The 18,860-nt window shown below is 59.9% G+C and carries 21 protein-coding genes and 1 tRNA gene; 7 read left to right on the forward strand and 15 right to left on the reverse strand.

The window, feature by feature from the left end:
* Nucleotides 1–20: 20 nt before the first annotated feature.
* From lpdA to RUI03_RS09080, 4 genes are all read right to left on the reverse strand, one after another.
* Nucleotides 21–1,433 (reverse strand): dihydrolipoyl dehydrogenase, encoded by a 1,413-nt coding sequence (gene lpdA, locus RUI03_RS09065; protein ID WP_317287138.1) that lies wholly within the window; start codon nucleotides 1,431–1,433, stop codon nucleotides 21–23.
* An 89-nt stretch (nucleotides 1,434–1,522) separates the two neighbouring features.
* Nucleotides 1,523–1,942, reverse strand: coding sequence for a PaaI family thioesterase (locus RUI03_RS09070; RefSeq protein WP_317287139.1), 420 nt, complete (start codon nucleotides 1,940–1,942; stop codon nucleotides 1,523–1,525).
* Nucleotides 1,943–2,033: 91 nt separating this feature from the next.
* The gene (tig, locus tag RUI03_RS09075; RefSeq protein WP_317287140.1) at nucleotides 2,034–3,362 is read right to left on the reverse strand and encodes a trigger factor; all 1,329 of its coding nucleotides are present in this window, start codon (nucleotides 3,360–3,362) and stop codon (nucleotides 2,034–2,036) included.
* Between the two features lie 158 nt (nucleotides 3,363–3,520).
* On the reverse strand, nucleotides 3,521–4,060 hold the full coding sequence (locus RUI03_RS09080; RefSeq protein WP_317287141.1) for a DUF1543 domain-containing protein: 540 nt from the start codon (nucleotides 4,058–4,060) through the stop codon (nucleotides 3,521–3,523).
* A gap of 235 nt (nucleotides 4,061–4,295) precedes the next feature.
* Between RUI03_RS09080 and RUI03_RS09085 the strand changes: the two genes are divergently transcribed.
* Entirely contained in the window at nucleotides 4,296–4,829 is a 534-nt protein-coding gene (locus tag RUI03_RS09085) for a hypothetical protein (protein WP_317287142.1), read from the forward strand.
* A gap of 166 nt (nucleotides 4,830–4,995) precedes the next feature.
* On the opposite strand, the gene RUI03_RS09090 is transcribed toward RUI03_RS09085, so the two are convergent.
* A tRNA-Leu gene (locus RUI03_RS09090) sits at nucleotides 4,996–5,080 on the reverse strand.
* 43 nt (nucleotides 5,081–5,123) lie between these two features.
* Nucleotides 5,124–6,620, reverse strand: coding sequence for an NAD(P)H-hydrate dehydratase (locus RUI03_RS09095; RefSeq protein WP_317287143.1), 1,497 nt, complete (start codon nucleotides 6,618–6,620; stop codon nucleotides 5,124–5,126).
* 56 nt (nucleotides 6,621–6,676) lie between these two features.
* Here RUI03_RS09095 and RUI03_RS09100 point away from each other — a divergent pair, with 56 nt between their 5' ends.
* Both RUI03_RS09100 and dprA read left to right on the forward strand, forming a co-directional pair.
* Complete coding sequence (locus RUI03_RS09100) at nucleotides 6,677–7,015, forward strand: P-II family nitrogen regulator (RefSeq protein ID WP_317287144.1); 339 nt, start codon at nucleotides 6,677–6,679, stop codon at nucleotides 7,013–7,015.
* Nucleotides 7,016–7,073: 58 nt separating this feature from the next.
* On the forward strand, nucleotides 7,074–8,156 hold the full coding sequence (dprA, locus tag RUI03_RS09105) for a DNA-processing protein DprA (RefSeq protein ID WP_410795938.1): 1,083 nt from the start codon (nucleotides 7,074–7,076) through the stop codon (nucleotides 8,154–8,156).
* Here dprA and RUI03_RS09110 read toward each other — a convergent pair.
* From RUI03_RS09110 to RUI03_RS09120, 3 genes are read right to left on the reverse strand one after another with little or no spacing between them, the layout of a single operon-like run.
* Nucleotides 8,066–9,076: an alpha/beta hydrolase gene (locus tag RUI03_RS09110; RefSeq protein ID WP_317289646.1), complete on the reverse strand. Its 1,011-nt coding sequence runs from the start codon at nucleotides 9,074–9,076 to the stop codon at nucleotides 8,066–8,068. The two genes, dprA and RUI03_RS09110, sit on opposite strands and share 91 nt — an antisense overlap.
* 5 nt (nucleotides 9,077–9,081) lie before the next feature.
* Nucleotides 9,082–9,390, reverse strand: coding sequence for a hypothetical protein (locus tag RUI03_RS09115; protein WP_317287146.1), 309 nt, complete (start codon nucleotides 9,388–9,390; stop codon nucleotides 9,082–9,084).
* 4 nt (nucleotides 9,391–9,394) lie between these two features.
* Nucleotides 9,395–10,345 (reverse strand): hypothetical protein, encoded by a 951-nt coding sequence (locus RUI03_RS09120; RefSeq protein ID WP_317287147.1) that lies wholly within the window; start codon nucleotides 10,343–10,345, stop codon nucleotides 9,395–9,397.
* 209 nt (nucleotides 10,346–10,554) lie between these two features.
* On the opposite strand from RUI03_RS09120, the gene RUI03_RS09125 reads away from it, so the two are divergent.
* On the forward strand, nucleotides 10,555–11,019 hold the full coding sequence (locus RUI03_RS09125; protein ID WP_317287148.1) for an Hsp20 family protein: 465 nt from the start codon (nucleotides 10,555–10,557) through the stop codon (nucleotides 11,017–11,019).
* Nucleotides 11,020–11,184: 165 nt separating this feature from the next.
* A complete protein-coding gene (locus RUI03_RS09130; protein ID WP_317287149.1) occupies nucleotides 11,185–11,463 on the forward strand; it encodes a hypothetical protein in 279 nt (92 codons plus the stop codon).
* 7 nt (nucleotides 11,464–11,470) lie between these two features.
* Here the strand turns inward: RUI03_RS09130 and gpmA are convergent, their stop codons facing one another.
* From gpmA to RUI03_RS09155, 5 genes are all read right to left on the reverse strand, one after another.
* Nucleotides 11,471–12,181 (reverse strand): 2,3-diphosphoglycerate-dependent phosphoglycerate mutase, encoded by a 711-nt coding sequence (gpmA, locus tag RUI03_RS09135; RefSeq protein WP_317287150.1) that lies wholly within the window; start codon nucleotides 12,179–12,181, stop codon nucleotides 11,471–11,473.
* A gap of 95 nt (nucleotides 12,182–12,276) precedes the next feature.
* The gene (locus RUI03_RS09140) at nucleotides 12,277–13,692 is read right to left on the reverse strand and encodes an NAD(P)(+) transhydrogenase (Re/Si-specific) subunit beta (protein WP_317287151.1); all 1,416 of its coding nucleotides are present in this window, start codon (nucleotides 13,690–13,692) and stop codon (nucleotides 12,277–12,279) included.
* 6 nt (nucleotides 13,693–13,698) lie between these two features.
* Nucleotides 13,699–14,175 (reverse strand): NAD(P) transhydrogenase subunit alpha, encoded by a 477-nt coding sequence (locus RUI03_RS09145; RefSeq protein ID WP_317287152.1) that lies wholly within the window; start codon nucleotides 14,173–14,175, stop codon nucleotides 13,699–13,701.
* A complete protein-coding gene (locus tag RUI03_RS09150; protein ID WP_317287153.1) occupies nucleotides 14,165–15,343 on the reverse strand; it encodes a Re/Si-specific NAD(P)(+) transhydrogenase subunit alpha in 1,179 nt (392 codons plus the stop codon). The genes RUI03_RS09145 and RUI03_RS09150 overlap by 11 nt, the downstream gene beginning before the upstream one ends.
* A 128-nt stretch (nucleotides 15,344–15,471) precedes the next feature.
* On the reverse strand, nucleotides 15,472–15,810 hold the full coding sequence (locus RUI03_RS09155) for a hypothetical protein (protein WP_317287154.1): 339 nt from the start codon (nucleotides 15,808–15,810) through the stop codon (nucleotides 15,472–15,474).
* A 101-nt stretch (nucleotides 15,811–15,911) separates the two neighbouring features.
* Here RUI03_RS09155 and RUI03_RS09160 point away from each other — a divergent pair, with 101 nt between their 5' ends.
* Together RUI03_RS09160 and RUI03_RS09165 are read left to right on the forward strand one after the other, a co-directional pair.
* The gene (locus RUI03_RS09160; RefSeq protein WP_317287155.1) at nucleotides 15,912–17,432 is read left to right on the forward strand and encodes a sigma-54 dependent transcriptional regulator; all 1,521 of its coding nucleotides are present in this window, start codon (nucleotides 15,912–15,914) and stop codon (nucleotides 17,430–17,432) included.
* 109 nt (nucleotides 17,433–17,541) lie between these two features.
* On the forward strand, nucleotides 17,542–18,285 hold the full coding sequence (locus RUI03_RS09165; RefSeq protein ID WP_317287156.1) for an SDR family oxidoreductase: 744 nt from the start codon (nucleotides 17,542–17,544) through the stop codon (nucleotides 18,283–18,285).
* Between the two features lie 52 nt (nucleotides 18,286–18,337).
* Here RUI03_RS09165 and RUI03_RS09170 read toward each other — a convergent pair whose 3' ends face one another.
* Nucleotides 18,338–18,787 carry a DNA starvation/stationary phase protection protein gene (locus tag RUI03_RS09170; RefSeq protein WP_317287157.1) on the reverse strand — a complete coding sequence of 150 codons (450 nt, stop codon included), beginning with the start codon at nucleotides 18,785–18,787 and terminating at the stop codon, nucleotides 18,338–18,340.
* Nucleotides 18,788–18,860: the final 73 nt, after the last annotated feature.

Genomic DNA, 18,860 nt, shown 5'->3' on the forward strand with positions numbered 1-18,860 from the left:
AGAAATGGTGGGCGGGCCGGTCAGGCCTGCATCGTCCAGCCTTCAACGCCCATGGCCGCCTGGCGCAGGGCTTCCGACCGCGTCGGGTGGGCGTGACAGGTCCGGGCGATATCCTCTGAGGCACCGCCGAATTCCATCACGAGGCCGGCCTCAGCGATCAGTTCGCCGACAGCGACGCCGATCATGTGGACGCCGAGGACGCGATCCGTCTTGGCATCCGCCAGCACTTTCACGAAGCCATCCGTCTGATGATTAGTCTTGGCCCGGCTGTTGGCACCGAACGGGAATTTGCCAACCTTATAGGCGATGCCCGCCTCTTTGAGCTGCTCTTCGGTCTGACCGACGGTGGCGACTTCAGGGTCGGTGTAAACCACGCCGGGAATGGTGTTGTAGTTCACATGGCCTGGCTTGCCAGCGATGATCTCCGCCACCGCGACAGCCTCTTCCTCAGCCTTGTGCGCCAGCATGGGGCCGGGAATGCAGTCGCCAATGGCGTAGATGCCTTCCACGCCGGTCCGGAAATGCTTGTCGACTTCAATAAAGCCGCGTTTGTCTACCTTGATGCCCAGGCCATCGAGTCCGACCTTGTCCGTAAACGGACGGCGGCCAATAGCGATCAAGACGGCGTCGGCCTGCAGGGTCTTCGCATCGCCGCCCGCTGAGGGCTCGACAGTGATCGTGGCCTTGCCACCCTTGCTGTCGATACCGGTGACTTTGGTGCCCAGCATGAAGTCCATGCCCTGCTTTTTCAGTATGCGCATGAACTGCTTGGCCACATCGGCATCCATGCCGGGTGTGATGCGGTCAAGGAACTCCACAACGGTGACTTTCGCGCCGAGCCGACGCCAGACCGAGCCGAGCTCCAACCCGATCACACCGCCGCCCACAACCACCAGATGCTCAGGGATCTTTTTGAGATCTAGCGCGCCAGTCGAGGAGATGATGACCTTCTCGTCAAATTCGATGCCAGGCAGCGCCATCGGCTCAGAGCCCGTGGCGATGATAATGTTCTTTGCGCTGATGGTTTCGGTGCTGCCATCATCTTTTGCGACAGCAACCTTGCCCTTTTCAGGAATTGAACCCCATCCAAAATAGGAGGTGATCTTGTTTTTCTTGAACAGGTAATCAATGCCGCCGGTCAGGCCTTCGACCGCATCGTCTTTCTGTTTCAGCATCTGCTTGAGATCGACCTCAAGCCCCTTTATTTTCACGCCCAGGGCAGCAAAGGATGTCTGAGCGTGGTGGTAGGCTTCTGAAGCGTGCAGCAGCGCCTTCGAAGGGATACAGCCCACATTCAGGCAGGTGCCACCCAGTTTCATCGTGTCGCGTTTTTCAACGCAGGCCACAGACAGGCCCAGTTGTGACGCGCGGATCGCCGCATTGTAGCCGCCGGGTCCGCCGCCGATTACGACAACATCGAAGGAACTGGTCATATGGTTTCTCACCTATTGCGGGTATTTGACGTTGTCGGTCGGACTAGGCCCGGCGGCCCATAGGGTCAAGAACAAGGCGCGCCAACGTATCATCCGCGGGGATAGAGAATCATTTGGGTGCACCGGAACAGGGCCATTTTCTTGCCCGTCTCCTGATGCGTGACCACAGCATCCCAGACCTGTGTCATGCGGCCCCCATGCTGAAGCTCGGCCCGAGTCTGCACCACGCCGTCGCGGGCCGTCCCCAGATAATTGGATTTCAGCTCGATTGTCGTGAAGCTCTGCGCACCTTCCGGCAGCGACCGCATGCAGCCAAACCCGCAGGCGGTATCGGCGAGAGCGATGACACTGGCGGCATGCAAATAGCCGTGCGCCGTCATGATTTCAGGACGGACGGGCATCTCGGCCTCAATCCATCCATCGCCGGCATCGGTAAAGACAATGCCCATGTGACCGGGCAGACGCCCCTGCCCGATCTGCGTCAATTGCTGACCCACATTTTCCGTCATCTGATGAACCTTCAGTTGCGTGTCACGGCCTTAAACGAAAAACGGCGTCCCGTCAGGGACGCCGTTTTCCGGAAGTCAGTGTCGGCAGGTCTTACTCGCCTGGGTCTTTCATCAGCTCGTCTTTCGACACGGTCGTGTCGGTGACAGTGGCCGTTTCGATGATGTGGTCGATGACCTTGTCTTCGAACAATGGCGCGCGCAGCTGGGCATAGGCACCCGGTTGCTGGCGGAAATATTCCATGACCTGCTGGATCGGCACGCCCGCTTGCATCGCCTGCATCTGCATGGCGCGCTCAACGTCCTTCTGCGGTACGGTGACTTCAGCCCTCTTGCCGATTTCGGCGAGAACCAGACCGAGGCGCACGCGGCGCTCAGCAATCTTGCGGTACTCTTCCTTCAGTTCATCGTCGGACTTGTCTTTATCCTCTTCGTCACGCTCAGCGCCTTCAACCTGGCGCCAGATGGCGTCGAATTCGGCATTGACCATGCCCGGCGGCAGATCGAACGACTGGTTCTCGTCCAGCGCGTCGAGGATCTTGCGTTTGACGTGGAGACGCGACTGGCTCGCATAGCGACCCTGAAGCATTTCCTTGATCCGGCCGCGCAGCATTTCAAGATCGTCCATGCCGAGGGCCTTGGCCAGCTCGTCGTCGATCTTGCGCTCTTCAGGGGCTTTGACGGCCTTGACGGTGACGTCAAAGGTCGCAGCCTTGCCGGCCAGATGCTCGGCACCGTATTCTTCAGGGAACGTGATATCGAGCGTCTTTTCGTCGCCAACCTTCACGCCCACCAGGCCTTCTTCAAAGCCGGGAATGAACTGACCTGATCCAAGGACGAGCGGCACGTCTTCGCCGGCGCCGCCATCAAAGGCTTCGCCGTCGAGCTTGCCGAGGAAGTCGATCGTCACCTGATCGCCGTCCTGAGCAGCAGCGCCCTCGTCACGATCCGCATAGGCGGTCTGTTCCTTGGCCAGCTTTTCGAGCTCTTCGTCGACTTCTGAGTCTTCGACCTCGATAACCGGGCGTTCAAACGACATGGCCGCGAGATCGACTTCAGCGATCTCGGGCAGCACTTCGACGTGCATGTCGTATTCAAGGTCGGTCTTGCCCGCCAGAACCTCTTCGACGTGAGCGTCTTCGAGATGCGGATGCGGAGGCATGGCCGGTGTCAGATTATTGTCCTTGAGGGCTTTTTCCTGGGCGGCTGCCATCTCTTCCTGGATCAGCTCGGCCATCATGCCTTTGCCGTACATTTTCTTGAGGAATGAGATGGGCGCCTTGCCCTTGCGGAAGCCTTTAAGCTGAACTTGGCCTTTGACTTCTTCCAGCTTCGACTCGAGTCTGGAGGTCAGGTGGGATTGAGGAATCACCACGTGAAACTCGCGGCTGAGACCTTCGGCCGATTTTTCAGTAACTTGCATGCTGTTCTTCCGGGCGGCCGCGAGACATTCGCGGTCTTCGATTCTGTTTATCCATTGGGTGGCCCTTAGGGGCGGGCGCGCGAGCGCGCAAATCGCCTGAACACCCCCCTACCTGTCAAGGGGGAACCGTGGATTTCAGTCGATTTGCGGAGAATTGTTCACCCTCGCGAGGCTTTGTCCGCCATCCGGCCGATCGGCACATATTGGGTCTTAAAGCGAAATGGTTTGGGCGGGCCCGGCGACAGGTGAAGATGCTGCTCACCATTGAAGAGTGTCGCAGCCACGTCCACCACCGCATCGATATCGAGCACATTGTCTTTGTGCGGTGAGGCCCATCCCCTGATCTCTTCCATCGCCTTCTTCTTGGCCGCCTGCGCGTCCGAAGCGACCACAAAGACATTCCGGTGAAGCTCTGTGAATTGCGCAGGGTCGTAGCCACCCAGATTGACGAACCATAGCCGGTCGTCATTCACCGCCGGCTGATCGGACACGGTCACGTCATGGCCATCGGCATGAAGCAGCGGTCCCCAGGCGTCGAGATGAAGGCTCTTCGGCTCTCCCCACCACTGGGCACGCAGATCGTCCCAGCAATCCTCAGCTGACGCGCCGATGGCAAACCGCATGTCGTGCAGTTCGACATGGCAGCCTTTGATCATGCCGCCGACATAGAAGACAAAAAGGTGGGAGGTGTTCGACATGGAGAATCTTTCCGGCCGTGGCGCTTCACTCGACCTTCGTCTAGCAGCGCCCAGCAGCGTCGCAACGCTCGTTACACAGGAAACCCAAGAGCCGCGCACAACTCTGGCCTGTCCAATATTGGCACCTTCGTCTAATTGTCAGCTACAAAGGCAAAAAGCTCAATCAATTGCATTGACCTGTCGCATTAACCTTTCAATTCTTCTTGCGGTGCAACATTTCAAGGGGAATTTGATTATGCTGAAATCCATGTTGGCGGGCGCCACCGCATCACTCGCGCTACTCACCGCGTCGTCGTACGCCATACCGCTCACGCTCGACAGTGACTGGCAATATTTCGCTTTTGAGGGAGAAGGGTCGAGCTTCTCAACCACATTCGAATTTACGTTGACAGAGACCGCCTATCTGGCGGTGACAGATGCCTATCTGGCCGGCGACCAGTTTGAAATTTTCCTCAACGGTGATTCGATCGGGCTGACGTCAGTGCCCTTGGGCTTTGAGGACGAAATAGACGATGATTTCGATTTCGCATTCGGCAGTATGCTGTGGAGTTCCGCCGAGATTGCGTTGAGCCCTGGGACCTATGTGCTTTCAGGTCTCGCAGCCCTGTCGCCGTTTGATGGGGGCGGCGCCGCTCTGCAGCTGTCCTCCACCGCTCTCGGTGGACCGGCCTTTATCACCTCTGAAGTGCCAATCCCTGCAGCGGCTGTCCTCTTCGGCACAGCCCTCATTGCCGGATCGGCCACACGCATTCGTCGTCGCAAGACCTGACGCCATCGGCGCTCACGAATGTGGGCGCCGTTCTTTGCGGTCTGAACCGTCCAGCGGCGATCTGGCACACTGACCGTCCCATCGCGACGCAAGACCGAACGATCTGCTTCACAGATCCAACAGTGAAGTTTCGGCCTCAAGCAGCGAAGCGGCAGGCCAACAGAAATGGTGCGGATGAAGGGAGTCGAACCCCCACGCCTTGCGGCGCTGGAACCTAAATCCAGTGCGTCTACCAGTTCCGCCACATCCGCACGCCGGTAGAGCGGCGCGAGATAGACGAGGCAGTTGTCAAATTCAATTCCCTTCTGACTCTTTTTCCAATGCTTGCAGGGCGAGCGGCAGTCGCTTCGGCAGATCGTCCGCTGTCATTCCGGGGCCGAGCCGCTGCGCTGCATCGCCATGCAGCCATGCCCCCGCTGCGGCCGCAAGATGCGCAGACATCCCCTGCGCCAACAGACCGGCGATCAGTCCGCTGAGCACATCCCCTGCCCCGGCGGTGGCAAGATAGGGGCTGGCATGGGTGTTCATGATGGGTGTTTCACCAGGCGTGGCGATGATCGTCGTCGCCCCCTTGAGAAGGACCGTCCGCCCACACTGCGCCGCCGCAGCCACACAGCGGTCCATGGCGTTGCCGCTCACGTCCGGGAAGAGGGTCGCAAACTCTCCCTCATGGGGCGTCAGGACCGCTTCTTCTGGCAGTAAAGCCATCATCTCCCGGCCCGCCTGCCCGATCATGGTCAGCGCGTCGGCGTCATAGACCCCCGGCTGACCTGCGGACATGACGGACCTGAGAAGGCCTTCGGCATCGTCTCCTACGCCGATTCCCGGTCCGATCACGGTGGCCGCCACCTTCTTGGCGCGGGCAAAGGCTTCAATTGTGGCGGGGTCCTTCTCAACCACGGTCATGATCGAGGTCAGATGCGCGGCGTAAATATCCGCTGCAGCGGCCTGCGTGATGACGAAGACCGCCCCGGCGCCTGCACGCGCTGCTGCCTCTGCGGACAGTCGGGCCGCACCGGTCTGATGCCGTGGTCCCCCCACGACCATCACACCGCCCCGGGCGTATTTGTGGGCAGCGGTCGGTGGCAGCGGTAACTGCTCCCGCCACAGGTCAGGATGATTGTGGAGCGCGATCGCGTCGTCATTTGCCACGATCAGCCCGATATCAGCGACATGCAGTGCGCCGGTCAGGTGCCGACCAGCGCCAAGAAAGTGCCCCGGCTTGGGCCGATGAAAAGTCACGGTCACGGTAGCCGGACACGGCTCACCCAGACATTCGCCGGACCGCCCCTCGACTCCGGATGGCAAATCGACGGCCAGGACATCCTGCGCCCAGCGCGCCTCGGCCAGCGCCGCCTGCGCCGCGCCGGACAAGGGTCGCGTTAACCCCGCACCGAACAATGCATCGACCACCAGCGCCTCATTGCCCGCAAAGGCTGTCAGCGGACGCGGGCGTATTTTTGCCAGCCGGGCCGCCTCCAGGGCATCACCCTTGAGATCATCAACGCCCCAGTCTGAATACACATTGACCGGCCAGCCGGCGGCGGAAAGCAGCCGCGCGATGCCCCACCCATCCCCGCCATTTTTGCCAGGCCCGGTCAGCACCGCGACACTGCGCCGTGCCCATTTGCCGCGCACCACCCGAACAACCGCCCGGCCAGCGCGCTCCATCAGGACCTGTCCGCTGGTCCCCGCAGCAATGGTTCGCGCGTCAATCTGAGCCATGCGATCGGGTGTGACGATACCGTGATCGCTAGCGTGGGTTTTGCCGAGATGTTGTCGCAAACTCATTGCCTCTTGCGTCGGACGTGCCTACGATCACGCCTGTTTCACTGGAGATGCAGGCGATGAAGAAGGTCGAAGCGCTCATAAAACCATTCAAACTCGATGATGTGAAGGAAGCTCTTCAATCATTGGGCCTGAAAGGTATGACGGTTTCAGAGGCGCGGGGCTTTGGACGGCAAAAGGGTCACACCGAGCTTTATCGGGGTGCCGAATATGTCGTGGACTTCCTGCCCAAGCTGAAGCTGGAAATTGTGGTCGAGGACGAGATTGTAGACGACGTCCTGCGCGTCATTACCGAGGCGGCCCATTCGGGCCGGATCGGCGACGGCAAGATCTTCGTCAGCCCGGTCGAACGCGCCGTTCGCATCCGGACCGGCGAGACTGGCAGCGCCGCCCTCTGACACGCCGACCGGGGGGAGAGGCGCCATTACAACGAAAAGCATCGACGATCAGGAACGGCTGTCATGGCTGCGCCTGATCCGGTCTGACGGCGTTGGACCTCTCACCTTTTTTGCGCTGCTTGAACGGTTTGGCTCGGCTGAAGCGGCGCTCTCCGAATTACCGGCCCTTGCAAAATCCGGTCAAAGGCGCCCGATTACGATGGCGCCGGAGGGACTGGCTGAGCGGGAGGCAGAGGCTGTCGCCAAGGCGGGAGCGTCAATTCTCATCGCAACGGACCCGGACTACCCTCGCCCCCTCGCCGCCATTCCTGATCCGCCGCCGGTCATCACGGTGCTGGGTGAGGTGGCACATCTGTCGCGCGATGGGGTGGGTATTGTTGGCGCGCGCAATGCATCAGCGGTCGGTCGGCGCATGGCCTCGACCCTCGCGCGGGAATTGGGTGAAGCCGGCTACGTCATCAACTCAGGCCTTGCGCGCGGTATTGACGGTGCGGCCCACCATGCAGCGCTACAGACCGGAACTGTCGCTGTCCTCGCGGGCGGCGTGGATCAGATCTATCCGCCTGAACATCGCGATCTTTACACGGAAATTATCGACCACGGCGCCATCGTCTCGGAAGTCCCCTTCGGCATGGTCGCCCGCGCCCGCGACTTTCCCAAACGCAACCGGATCGTGTCGGGGCTGAGCAAGGGGGTCATTGTCGTAGAAGCAGCGGACCGGTCGGGCACGCTGATCACCGCCCGGCTGGCACTGGAACAGGGCCGCGAAGTTTTCGCCATTCCAGGCTCACCGCTCGACCCGAGATGCGAGGGGACAAACCGCCTGATCCGCAACGGCGCGATCCTGACACGGCACACGGACGATGTGCTCGAAGGGCTACAGACGCTTCCAGGGATTCGGGAGCCGGACCGGACCCATTATACCGCCGCCCCCCTGCCCGATGCGGCACCGTCGGATCGTCGCATCTGGCGTCGGCAGATCGTGGAGCTGCTGGGTTATACGCCCGTAACCCGCGACGTTCTGATCAGAGAAACAGATATACCGCCAGCCTATATCGCTGACATATTGCTGGATCTCGTACTGGATGGGAAAGTGGATGAAGCGCCAGGCGGTTTTACACTGTCTACGTCTGACAATTGACGGTCCACATAGTCATCAAAATAGGCCCAGAACTGATTCCGGATGTCATCGGTCTCCATAAGGAGTTCGTGACGCGCGCCCTTGATCTGATGATACTCAATCTGCGGATAGAGGCCCGCTAGCCGGGCATGGTTCGTCGGGTCGACGACCTGATCCTTTTCGGCTGAGACCAGCAGCACCTTTTGCTCAAGCGGATCGAGCCCGCCCTTGCGATTGATCCGTGTCATGACGACCTGACCGGAATCAAGCCAGGCGAATTTTGGTGCCCCCGCCTGGGACTCAGGCGCCGCCAGCTGCAGGGTCTTGAACCGCGCATGGCGAGCGCGATCGTGAGTCAGATTGTTGGATTCAAAACTCATGGAATGATTGGGGGCCCCGATCATCGGCCGGGTCCCTGCCCCCAGCATCATGCCGCAGCGGACAATCGTCCGTACCGCCGCGCGTTTGGCAGGGTTCGAGAAGAGCCGTGTCATCGGTGCAGACAGCGCCGTCGCTTTGACCTCCCGCCCCAGGCCTGCGCGCAGCCATTCAAGCGCGACCAGCCCGCCCATAGAGTGAGCGAGGACAACATAGGGCCCGTCAAACCGGCTTTTCGTAAACTCAAAGAAAACCGTCATATCCCGGACGAATTTGTGAAAATCGTCAATCAGGCCACGGCGGTCTTCAGCCGCAAACCGCTGGGAATAGCCCTGCCCTCGCGGATCAATCAGCAGGACGTTGAACCCGCGGACGTGCAGGTCTTCAGCCACCTCAACATATTTTTCGAGATATTCTGCCCAGCCCGGATGCACGATGACCGTGCCCCGCGCGTCATCGCACGGATAGGTCGCGCAACGAAGGCGCGCGCCGTCCGTCGCAGTGACCCAGTGGGTTTGCAGACTTTCCGGTATGGGGTTTTCCGAAATGCGGATCAGCGGCACGTCGCTCAAGAGTTCAGCTCCAATCGCGCCATAATCGCCATGTCACCACTAATCCGGACCCGTCCGGCCACATAGCTGTTCTGGAAACGGCCCTTATCCGGTGTCAGAACGAGTCCCACATCGTCAGCATCGATCTGCCACAGACAGAACCGGTGACCGACACCATTCGGCGACTGGATGGAAACGGTCGGCGGTGACTGGCGTCCATCGACCCAGCACGCGCCGCCATCATCCAGGAGTTCGATGCGAATGACGCCGTCGAACGACTTTGTGAAAAGTCGCCGACCGGCCTCAAGAAGTTCGTTCTCTTCCAACTCGCTATTCCAGCAATGCGCCATCAGCCATGATCGGCTTGCGGAATTTCAGTGTCATCCGATCACTCTCGCCAATCGCTTCAAAGGTTGCAGGGTCAAAGCCTTCCGGCGCCTCCTCGCCGTCACGCGGGCGACGGTTTGATGGAGGCAGCGTCCAGACCCCATAGGGGTGATCAGCCGTATCAGCAGCGTTCGCGTTGACCTCGGAGGCCTCGACGAACTCAAAACCGGCGGCTTCGGCCAGCGCCTTGACGGTCGATTCCTTCACGTAGCCGGACGATTTTTCCATTTCCGCTGACGCCTCTTCGGGCAGACGGTGATCGACGACGCCGAGCACGCCGCCCGGCTCCAGCGCGTCATAGAACTGCGCAAAAATGGTCTCTGCGGTGCCGCCCATGACCCAGTTATGGACGTTACGGAAGGTCAGTACCATGTCGGCCGAGCCCGCCGGCGCGATCGGCTCGCTGCCGCCCAGAACGGTCATGCGCACATCGCCATACTCTTCGGGGTTTTCGAGATATTTGGTGCGGAAGTTTTCAAGCGCCCGGGACTGGTACCCGGCGGCTGTGGCCGGATCAAAATGCGCCGCATACAGCGTGCCGCCACCGGCCGCGAGATAAGGCGCAAGGATGTCTGAATACCAGCCGCCACCGGGCCATGCCTCGACAACCGTCATGTCCGGCTCAATCCCGAAGAATTCAAGCGTTTCAACCGGGTGCCGGTACATGTCGCGCGCTGCGGCATCACCACGGCGCGCATCGCCGATGACGGTCGAGAGCGAAACCGGCTCGACCACCTCATCCCCTGTGGACATGGCACTGTCGTCAATGGCGCCGGTCTCAGTGCCATCGGTCAGTTCGGGCGTCGTCGGTTCGGAAGGCTCATCGGCCGGGCCGCAGCCCATGATGCCGACGGCAAGGGCACCACAAAGGGCGATTCTCAACTGATCGTTCATGACGTCTCTCCGGTCGTTATGGTCATACAGGATGTTGTAGGGGCGTTTTTTTGATCCTCCCACACAAGATAGAGGGGTTGAACAGCAAAAAAAGCGTCCCCATCTTTTTCTAGCCGATGGCAGTTCTGCATCGGTGTCCGGTTTTGACGATCTTGCCCCGCGGGGGAGATGGCGTGCCGGGCCAGCGTTGTTGCTCAATGGAGAATGACATGAGAACCTACGATTTAACGCCCTTCCTTCGGTCCACTGTCGGTTTTGACCGGCTTTTCAACGAGTTGACCGATAACGCGACCAAGCTCGAGACAGGCGGTTATCCGCCCTATAATATTGAGCGGAGCGATGAGAACCATTACCAGATTACCCTCGCCGTGGCGGGTTTTGGCGAAGATGATATCGAGATCGAAATCATCGACCGCGACCTGCGCGTGACCGGCAGCCGCCGTCAGGAATACGACGAGCAGCGGGAATTCCTGCATCAGGGCATAGCCGGCCGCGATTTTGATCGCCGGTTCCGCCTGGCCGATCATGTGAACGTCCTCGGCGCGCGCCTGCAGAATGGGCTTTTGACCATCTCGCTTGAGCGCGAGATCCCTGAAGCCAAGAAACCGCGCAAGATCGAGATTTCGAGCGCGGTGCAGAAGCCACAGATCGTGAAGACGACCAACGCCGCCTGACCGCGTTGATCCATTCGCATTGATGAGACGCCCGGGCCCTCCCTCCCGGGCGTTTTTGTTTTGCAGTCGGCGATTCTGCCATGGCTGCGCCCTTGTCAGCAGGTCTGGAAAAAGAGACTATGGGCCGATGAGAGGGTCAGATGACCTTTGAGGAGGGGTGAGCCCATGACTACACGACCTGTTTCGATGAAGGTCACCAAAGCCTTGGGGCTTTTCTGCGCACTGTGCAGCCTTGTTGCCGTTGGCGCCTGCACAACCACCGTCGGCGAGCCGAAGGACGTCGTGTCCGTCCAATATGATCCGAACAATTACGATCAGAAAGAGATTGAGCGCGCCGCCCTGGCCCAGTGCCGGGCCAAGAACTACAGCTACGCAGCAGCCTATGCGGCCCAGCCGAACATGGTGTCGAACGGCTGGACCTATAAAACCTTCGGCTGTTATTGATCCTGCCTTACTTGATCTCAGGCAGCGGCGAGGCGCGCTTTTCATCGAGATAATGCGCGCTGACCACCTTCAGATTGTCATCGAGTTCGATCATCAGCGGATTGCCGGTGGGAATCTCGACCTGCGTGATCTCGTCATCCGCCACATTGAACAGCAGCTTGACCAGGGCCCGCAGCGAATTGCCGTGGGCTGAGATGATCACATCCCCATGCTTCAGCTTTGGCGCGATATCGCTTTCCCAATATGGGGCCACGCGATCGAGCGTCGTTTTCAGGGATTCAGTGGCGGGTGTTTCGATCCCCTTGTACCGTTCGTCGACAAGTGACGGATATTTCGCCGCGTCCTCAATTGGCGGTGGCGGCACGTCGTAGCTGCGGCGCCAGATATGGACCTGCTCGTCGCCATGTTTCTCCGCTGTCTCCGCCTTGTCGAGGCCCGTCAGGCCGCCATAGTGACGCTCGTTCAGGCGCCAGTCCTTGGTGACCGGTAGCCAAAGCATCCCCATACCTTCGAGTGCGTAGTTCAGTGTGCGGATGGCCCGTGTCTGAACGGAGGTGAAGGCATAGGCCGGTTTGAAGCCGGCTTCCTTCAGCAGCTTACCGCCGCGGATCGCCTCCTCTTCACCCGTCGGGGTGAGGTCGACATCGACCCAGCCGGTGAAGCGGTTCTGAAGGTTCCATTCACTCTGACCGTGACGTGTGAGACAAAGGCGGGGCATGACATTCTCCTGAACGTTGTGTGTCCGCACCGGTTACCGGGTTTGCGGACCAATGCAAATGGCGGGGCTACCCGGGATGTGGCCCGGGCAGCGGATCAGTCCATCGCCTTGACGATGTCCTCGCACATTTTCTTCGCATCCCCGAACAGCATCATGGTGTTGTCGCGGAAGAAAAGCTCGTTCTGCACCCCGGCATATCCCGACGACATGCCCCGTTTCACGAACAGAACCGTCCCGGCGTTTTCGACGTCGAGGATTGGCATGCCATAGATGGGCGAGGACTTGTCCGTCTTGGCCGCGGGGTTGGTCACGTCATTGGCGCCAATGACGAACGCGACGTCAGCCGTTGAGAATTCCGAGTTGATATCCTCAAGCTCGAATACTTCATCATACGGCACATTGGCTTCGGCCAGCAGCACGTTCATGTGCCCGGGCATCCGGCCGGCAACAGGGTGGATGGCGTATTTTACGTCCACGCCTTCGGCCTTCAGGATATCGCCCATTTCCCGCAGGGAGTGCTGGGCCTGGGCCACGGCCATGCCGTAGCCAGGGACGATAATGACCTTGCCCGCGTTTTTCATCACGAAGGCCGCATCATCGGCAGAGCCCTGCTTCACGGGCCGCTCCTCGACATCACCGCCAGGACCGGCGGCAGCATCATCGGCACCGAAGCCGCCAAGAATCACCGAGATGAAGGACCGGTTCATCGCCTTGCACATGATGTAGCTGAGGATCGCGCCGGAGGAGCCGACAAGCGCGCCGGTGACGATCAGCGCCATGTTCTCCAGCGTGAAGCCGATACCCGCCGCAGCCCAGCCGGAATAGGAGTTCAACATGGAGACGACGACCGGCATATCCGCCCCACCGATCGGAATGATCAGGAGGAAGCCCAGCCCGAAGGCGATAATCGTCAGCAGCAGCATCAGCGCCACAGATTGTTGCCCGGCGACCAGCAGCCAGATCAGGATGACCGATGTCACGGCCAGCACGATATTGATCAGGTGACGTGCGGGCAGCATGATCGGCTTGCCCGACATTCGGCCATCGAGCTTCGCAAAGGCGATGATGGAGCCCGAGAACGTCACGGCACCGATAAAGACACCGAGCGCGATTTCGATGATCGCCCTCGCCTCAATCTCCCCCGGTGCGCCAATCTCAAATGCCCGTGGGCTGAGGAAAGCGGACCAGGCGATAAGGACAGCCGCAAGACCAACCCCTGCGTGGAACGCGGCCACAAGCTGAGGCATGGAAGTCATGGCGACCTTTTTCGCGATCATCCCGCCAATCACAGCGCCGCCGCCGATCGCGGCAATGACCCAGAACCAGCTGCCAAAGCCTGCGCCCTCAAGGAAGCGGGCGGAAAACAGGGTCGCGCCGATGGCCAGCGCCATGCCGATCATGCCGTAGCGGTTGCCAGTGCGGGACGTCGCCGGACTGCTCAGCCCGCGGAGGGCCAAAATGAACAGTATCGCAGCGACGACATACAGGAGTGCGGTGAGGTTGTTTCCCATGACGCTCTACCGCTCCTTCTTCTTGTACATGGCCAACATGCGCTGGGTGACAAGAAAGCCGCCGAAGATATTGATACTGGCGAGGAAAACAGCACCGACGCCCAAGATAAAGCTCCACGTCCCTGCCGCGCTATTGGCAACTTCCGCCCCGACGGCGATCAACGCGCCGACGATCACGACGGACGAGATGGCGTTGGTCACGGACATGAGCGGGGTGTGCAGGGCCGGTGTCACCGACCAGACCACGTAATAGCCGACAAAACAGGCGAGCGCGAAAATCGCGATGAGATAGACCCAGTCCGACGCGCCGCCGGAATGCGCCAATGCCTGCAGCGGGTCGATCAGACTACTGACGTCCTTGGACGCGATTTCTGCCTGTTGTGCGGCGTCGTTCAGGCGCTCTGCGGCTTCGCGCAGTTCTTCAGCAGCGATCTGGGCCTGTTCGGCGGCCTGTGCTGGGTCCTGGACAGTTTCAGTCTGCATTGTCGACCTCTCCGGCGTCTTCAATTTCAGGGGTGGCGGGCACGGTCAGCGTGGCAAAGCGCTCATGCACGATGCGCCCGTCGCGGGTCAGGCAAACGCCCTTGACGATCTCATCGTCCCAGTCGACCGCCAGCTTCTTCTCTTCCTTATCCGTCAGCAGCGTGACGAAATTCAGAAGGTTGCGTGCATAGAGATTAGAGGCCTCACCGGGCAGGCCTTCGAGAATGTTTGATGGCGCAAGAACCGTGGCGGGTCCCATCTGGTACCGCCCCCCCGGCTGCCCGCCTTCGACATTGCCGCCGCGCGGGGCGGCCAGATCAACAATGACCGAGCCCGGCTTCATCCCGCCGACCATTGCTTCGGTCAGCAGTTTTGGTGCGGGACGCCCCGGGATCAGCGCCGTTGTGATGACGATATCCATTTTCTTGAGGTGCTCAGTCACATGCGCCGCCTGGCGCTGCTGGAAATCCGCCGACATTTCCTTGGCGTAGCCGCCTTTGGTCTCACCGGCCTTCATCGCCTCTTCATCGACGGTCACAAAGCTACCGCCAAGGCTCTCCACCTGTTCCTTCGCCGCAAAGCGCACATCGGTGGCGGAGACAACGGCACCCAGGCGTTTGGCCGTGGCAACGGCCTGCAGCCCTGCGACCCCTGCCCCCATGACAAAGACCTTGGCCGGCGCCACCGTACCGGCGGCGGTCATCATCATCGGGAATGCACGCCCATAGGCAGCCGCAGCGTCGATTACCGCCTTGTAGCCGGCAAGGTTCGCCTGACTGGAAAGCACATCCATGGATTGGGCCCGCGTGATGCGCGGCAACAGTTCCATCGCAAAGGCGTCGATATTGGCGTTGGCGTAGTCGGCCAGCGTATGCTCGTGATCAAAAGGATTGAGCATGCCGATCAGCTTGGCACCGCCTGCGACCTTCCCGAGGCGCTCACGCCCTGGCGGGTCCGTCACAAGCACTACATCGGCGCCGGCAAGCACGGTCTCTGCCGGTCCGACAATGGCCCCCGCCCCTTCATAAAGGGCGTCAGAAATCCCTGCTGCGGTCCCGGCGCCTGTTTCAACAGCGACCTCTGCCCCAAGGGCTATCAGCTTCTTGACGGTATCCGTCGTCGCCGCCGTCCGCGTATCCGCCTCGGCCTTGAGTACCGCAACCTTCATCGCTCCCCCCTTGTGGATGCCATCTGTCGCTACCTCATGCAGCAACCTGGACGGGACATATCATTCGAAGCTGCCAAAGCAACTCCACCACCTGTCCACCGGTGTCATAGACGATCCGTGCGGTTCGTCTAGTGGCCGTGGACGAAAAATGCCTTGGAGAAGATGCGCAGGGCAACGCCGACAACGACAGACAGAACAATCGCGATGATCGGGTTCATGCCAGCCAACAGCATGGCAATCATGAAGGTGATCGCGCCGCCTACGGGCAAGCCGACACCGAAACCGAAATCCATCATGCCGCGATACAGGGAGACCTTTGTATCGGCTGGATGATGGTCGGTGTTGGTGGTGTTCTCAGTTGTCGCCATGGTCATGGTTCCCTTATTCGACTGGACGTTGTCTCCGTCATAATCCGCGCCGCGCCGAGCGCAATAGCCATCAGGGGCCATCACCGCCGCGTGGATCATATCGAGACGCTTTCATCTCATGTTTACGCGGCCGCGATAAGACACGAACCGTTCGAGGTGTGTCCAGTAAAGTTCAGTCCCAGTTAGGATTCAGTATTCCCATGGCTAAAACCGTTCTTCTTGTAGATGACGATCCTACTCAACGCCGCCTCATGCGAGCCGTTTGTGAACGGGCCGGATACTATGTTGAACAATGCGCGGACGGCCAGAGCGCCATCGACCTGATCAGATCCACCAAGGGCCAGAGCGTCGACGTGATGATGCTCGACCTTGGCATGCCTGGCCTGTCCGGCATGGAGACTCTCGAAGCCCTGCGCCGCTTCAACCTCGACCTTCCCGTCATTGTCCTGACCGCCCAAGGCAGTGTCGACACTGTCGTGAAGGCCATGCAGGCCGGTGCAAACGACTTCTTCGTGAAACCCGCCAGCCCGGAGCGGGTCGTCGTCTCGATCCACAATGCGCTGAACGTCAAGAATCTGCGCGGTGAGATGGACCGCCTCAAGCGCAAATCGGACGGGGCGATGGGTTTCAAGGATCTGGTAGGCACCAGCGCGAGCCTCGGCCGTGTCATGAAGACCGGCGAGCGGGCAGCCGCGTCGAACATTCCCATCCTGATCACGGGCGAAAGCGGTGTTGGCAAGGAAATGATCGCGCGCGCGATACAGGGCTCCTCCGACCGCGTCGGACGCCCTTTCATCACGGTGAACTGCGGCGCCCTCCCCGAAAACCTGGTGGAATCCATCCTGTTCGGTCACGAAAAAGGTGCCTTCACCGGCGCCACCGGCAAGCATATGGGCAAGTTCCAAGAAGCCGATGGTGGCACGATCTTCCTCGACGAAGTCGGCGAACTGCCTCTTGAAGCGCAAGTCAAACTGCTGCGCGTCCTGCAGGAGGGGGAAGTTGATCCGGTCGGCTCCAAGAAAACAGTCAAGATCGATGTCCGTGTGGTCTCCGCGACAAACCGCAATCTGGAAGAAGAAGTTGCTCGCGGGACATTCCGCGAGGACCTCTTCTATCGGCTGAACGTCTTCCCCATCGAAGTGCCGCCATTGCGTGAGCGCCGCGAGGACATTCCCGACCTCATCCAGCACTTCATCAACAAATATAACGCCGAAGAGAACCGCGACGTTCAGGGCGTACGCCATGAAGTCATGGACGTCCTGCAGGTGCAGGAATGGCCGGGCAATGTGCGTCAGCTGGAAAACGCGGTCTTCAGGGCGGTGGTGCTGTGCGAGGGCGGCTGGCTCAGCGCGGATGACTTCCCCTTCCTTGCGGAGGCATTCGAGCAGGCCGGTGTTCATTCGGGTCCCCCGGTTGCCGCCGCTGACGATCACGACAGCGACGATGACAGTGGCCATGAGGGAATTGGCGGCGCGCCCTTCTCGCTGCCCAATGACATCAGTCAGTATGCCCGCCCGAACGCTGATGAAGACCGCGTGGCCGTACTGGACCGCGAAGGTCACCTTCGCACGCTCTATGAAATCGAGCGTGATCTGATCGAAATGGCGATCGACAAGTATGATGGTCAGATGTCAGAGGTCGCGCGCCGGCTCGGTATCGGTCGTTCCACCCTGTACCGAAAGGTTCAGGAGCAGGGCATTGAGGTCAAACGCGCCGGTTAACGACGTAACGACCGTCCTATAGAACGGCGACTGACCCGGCGGCCGTTTGTCGCGGAACAGCCAGCCGTTCTGATCCGTTTCCTTTGCCTAGCAAACAAAGGAGACCGCCATGCAGCGATTTGCAGGCAAACGTATTCTTATCACAGGCGGCTCGAGCGGCATTGGCCTCGCCACCGCCAAGCGCATTGTCGCGGAGGGTGGCGAAGTGGCCGTTACGGGTCACAGTCAGGACCATCTTAATGAGGCGGGCTCCGTCCTGCCGGCCGGCAGCCTCGTCCTCAGAAATGACGCCAGCGATCCCGAAGCCGCCATCGTTCTGGCCGACAAGGTCAAGGAAAAGATGGGTGTCCTTGATGGCGTCTATCTGAATGCAGGCTACGGCACCTTCAAACCGACCGAAGATGTGGACGCTGAATTCTTTGACGCGATGAACGATACCAATGTGCGGGGCCCTATCCTGCAGATGGCAAAGCTTCAGCCGCTGATCGCCGATGGTGGTTCGGTGCTCGTGACGTCATCAGTCGCAGCGTATCTGGGACACGGATCGGTTTACGCCGCAACCAAGGCCGCCCTCACCGCTATCGCTCGTGCCTGGTCCAACGAATACGCCAGCCGGAACATTCGTGTGAATGCCGTCGCGCCTGGACCGATCGAGACCAACTTCATCAACAAGACTGGAATGGATGAAGATCAGCGTGAGGAATTTGCCGAAGAAATCAGGAAGCAAGTGCCACTGGGACGCTTTGGCAAGGCCGAGGAAGTTGCTGCCGTCGCGGCCTTCCTTCTGTCAGAGGATGCGTCCTATGTGACGGGCTCTGAATATTTTGTCGATGGTGGCATGACGAAGCGATAAGCGTCCTCTGCCTAATGGAAAAAGCCGCCCGGACCATCCGGGCGGCTTTTTATCAATCACCAATGGAGCTGTTCAGCATCCACATCATTTTTTCGTGGGCAGAGATGAGCGGGGTCAGGAGATCTTCGGTCCCGGCGTCTGCCGCATCGCTGGCAATTTCTAGGGCGTCCTCTGCGCCCTGGACCCAGATCTTGTGATCGGCGACGAGATTACGGAGCATCGTATTGGCGCTCGGCACATCGTTGTCAGTCTCCTCAATCGCAGACGCTTCTGCCATCAACCGAGTCGATGTCGGCGCGTAGGCGCCCAGCGCACGAATACGCTCCGCAATATCATCAAGGCTCTGCCACATTTCAGTGTACTGGGTTTCAAACAAGGTGTGCAGCGAGCTGAAATTCGCCCCTGTCACATTCCAGTGGTAGGAATGGGTCTTTGCGTAAAGGACGTAAGTGTCGCCCAGGACCCGGTTCAACGCACTCACTACTGTTTCAGTGTCGGCCATGATTGGTCCTCCTTTTCACACCAGAGATAAGCACCCCGCGCCTATTCCACAAACATAACGTGTTCATGGCAGC

Origin of the sequence: Parvularcula sp. LCG005, assembly GCF_032930845.1 — a bacterium.
Lineage (GTDB): Bacteria > Pseudomonadota > Alphaproteobacteria > Caulobacterales > Parvularculaceae > Parvularcula.

Excerpts from the sequence above, each read along its gene's own strand:
- lpdA (WP_317287138.1), bottom strand. The coding sequence starts at position 1,433 with ATGACCAGTTCCTTCGATGTTGTCGTAATCGGCGGCGGACCCGGCGGC.
- RUI03_RS09070 (WP_317287139.1), bottom strand. The coding sequence starts at position 1,942 with ATGACGGAAAATGTGGGTCAGCAATTGACGCAGATCGGGCAGGGGCGT.
- tig (WP_317287140.1), bottom strand. The coding sequence starts at position 3,362 with ATGCAAGTTACTGAAAAATCGGCCGAAGGTCTCAGCCGCGAGTTTCAC.
- RUI03_RS09080 (WP_317287141.1), bottom strand. The coding sequence starts at position 4,060 with ATGTCGAACACCTCCCACCTTTTTGTCTTCTATGTCGGCGGCATGATC.
- RUI03_RS09085 (WP_317287142.1), top strand. The coding sequence starts at position 4,296 with ATGCTGAAATCCATGTTGGCGGGCGCCACCGCATCACTCGCGCTACTC.
- RUI03_RS09095 (WP_317287143.1), bottom strand. The coding sequence starts at position 6,620 with ATGAGTTTGCGACAACATCTCGGCAAAACCCACGCTAGCGATCACGGT.
- RUI03_RS09100 (WP_317287144.1), top strand. The coding sequence starts at position 6,677 with ATGAAGAAGGTCGAAGCGCTCATAAAACCATTCAAACTCGATGATGTG.
- RUI03_RS09120 (WP_317287147.1), bottom strand. The coding sequence starts at position 10,345 with ATGAACGATCAGTTGAGAATCGCCCTTTGTGGTGCCCTTGCCGTCGGC.
- RUI03_RS09125 (WP_317287148.1), top strand. The coding sequence starts at position 10,555 with ATGAGAACCTACGATTTAACGCCCTTCCTTCGGTCCACTGTCGGTTTT.
- RUI03_RS09130 (WP_317287149.1), top strand. The coding sequence starts at position 11,185 with ATGACTACACGACCTGTTTCGATGAAGGTCACCAAAGCCTTGGGGCTT.
- gpmA (WP_317287150.1), bottom strand. The coding sequence starts at position 12,181 with ATGCCCCGCCTTTGTCTCACACGTCACGGTCAGAGTGAATGGAACCTT.
- RUI03_RS09140 (WP_317287151.1), bottom strand. The coding sequence starts at position 13,692 with ATGGGAAACAACCTCACCGCACTCCTGTATGTCGTCGCTGCGATACTG.
- RUI03_RS09145 (WP_317287152.1), bottom strand. The coding sequence starts at position 14,175 with ATGCAGACTGAAACTGTCCAGGACCCAGCACAGGCCGCCGAACAGGCC.
- RUI03_RS09150 (WP_317287153.1), bottom strand. The coding sequence starts at position 15,343 with ATGAAGGTTGCGGTACTCAAGGCCGAGGCGGATACGCGGACGGCGGCG.
- RUI03_RS09155 (WP_317287154.1), bottom strand. The coding sequence starts at position 15,810 with ATGATCCACGCGGCGGTGATGGCCCCTGATGGCTATTGCGCTCGGCGC.
- RUI03_RS09160 (WP_317287155.1), top strand. The coding sequence starts at position 15,912 with ATGGCTAAAACCGTTCTTCTTGTAGATGACGATCCTACTCAACGCCGC.
- RUI03_RS09165 (WP_317287156.1), top strand. The coding sequence starts at position 17,542 with ATGCAGCGATTTGCAGGCAAACGTATTCTTATCACAGGCGGCTCGAGC.
- RUI03_RS09170 (WP_317287157.1), bottom strand. The coding sequence starts at position 18,787 with ATGGCCGACACTGAAACAGTAGTGAGTGCGTTGAACCGGGTCCTGGGC.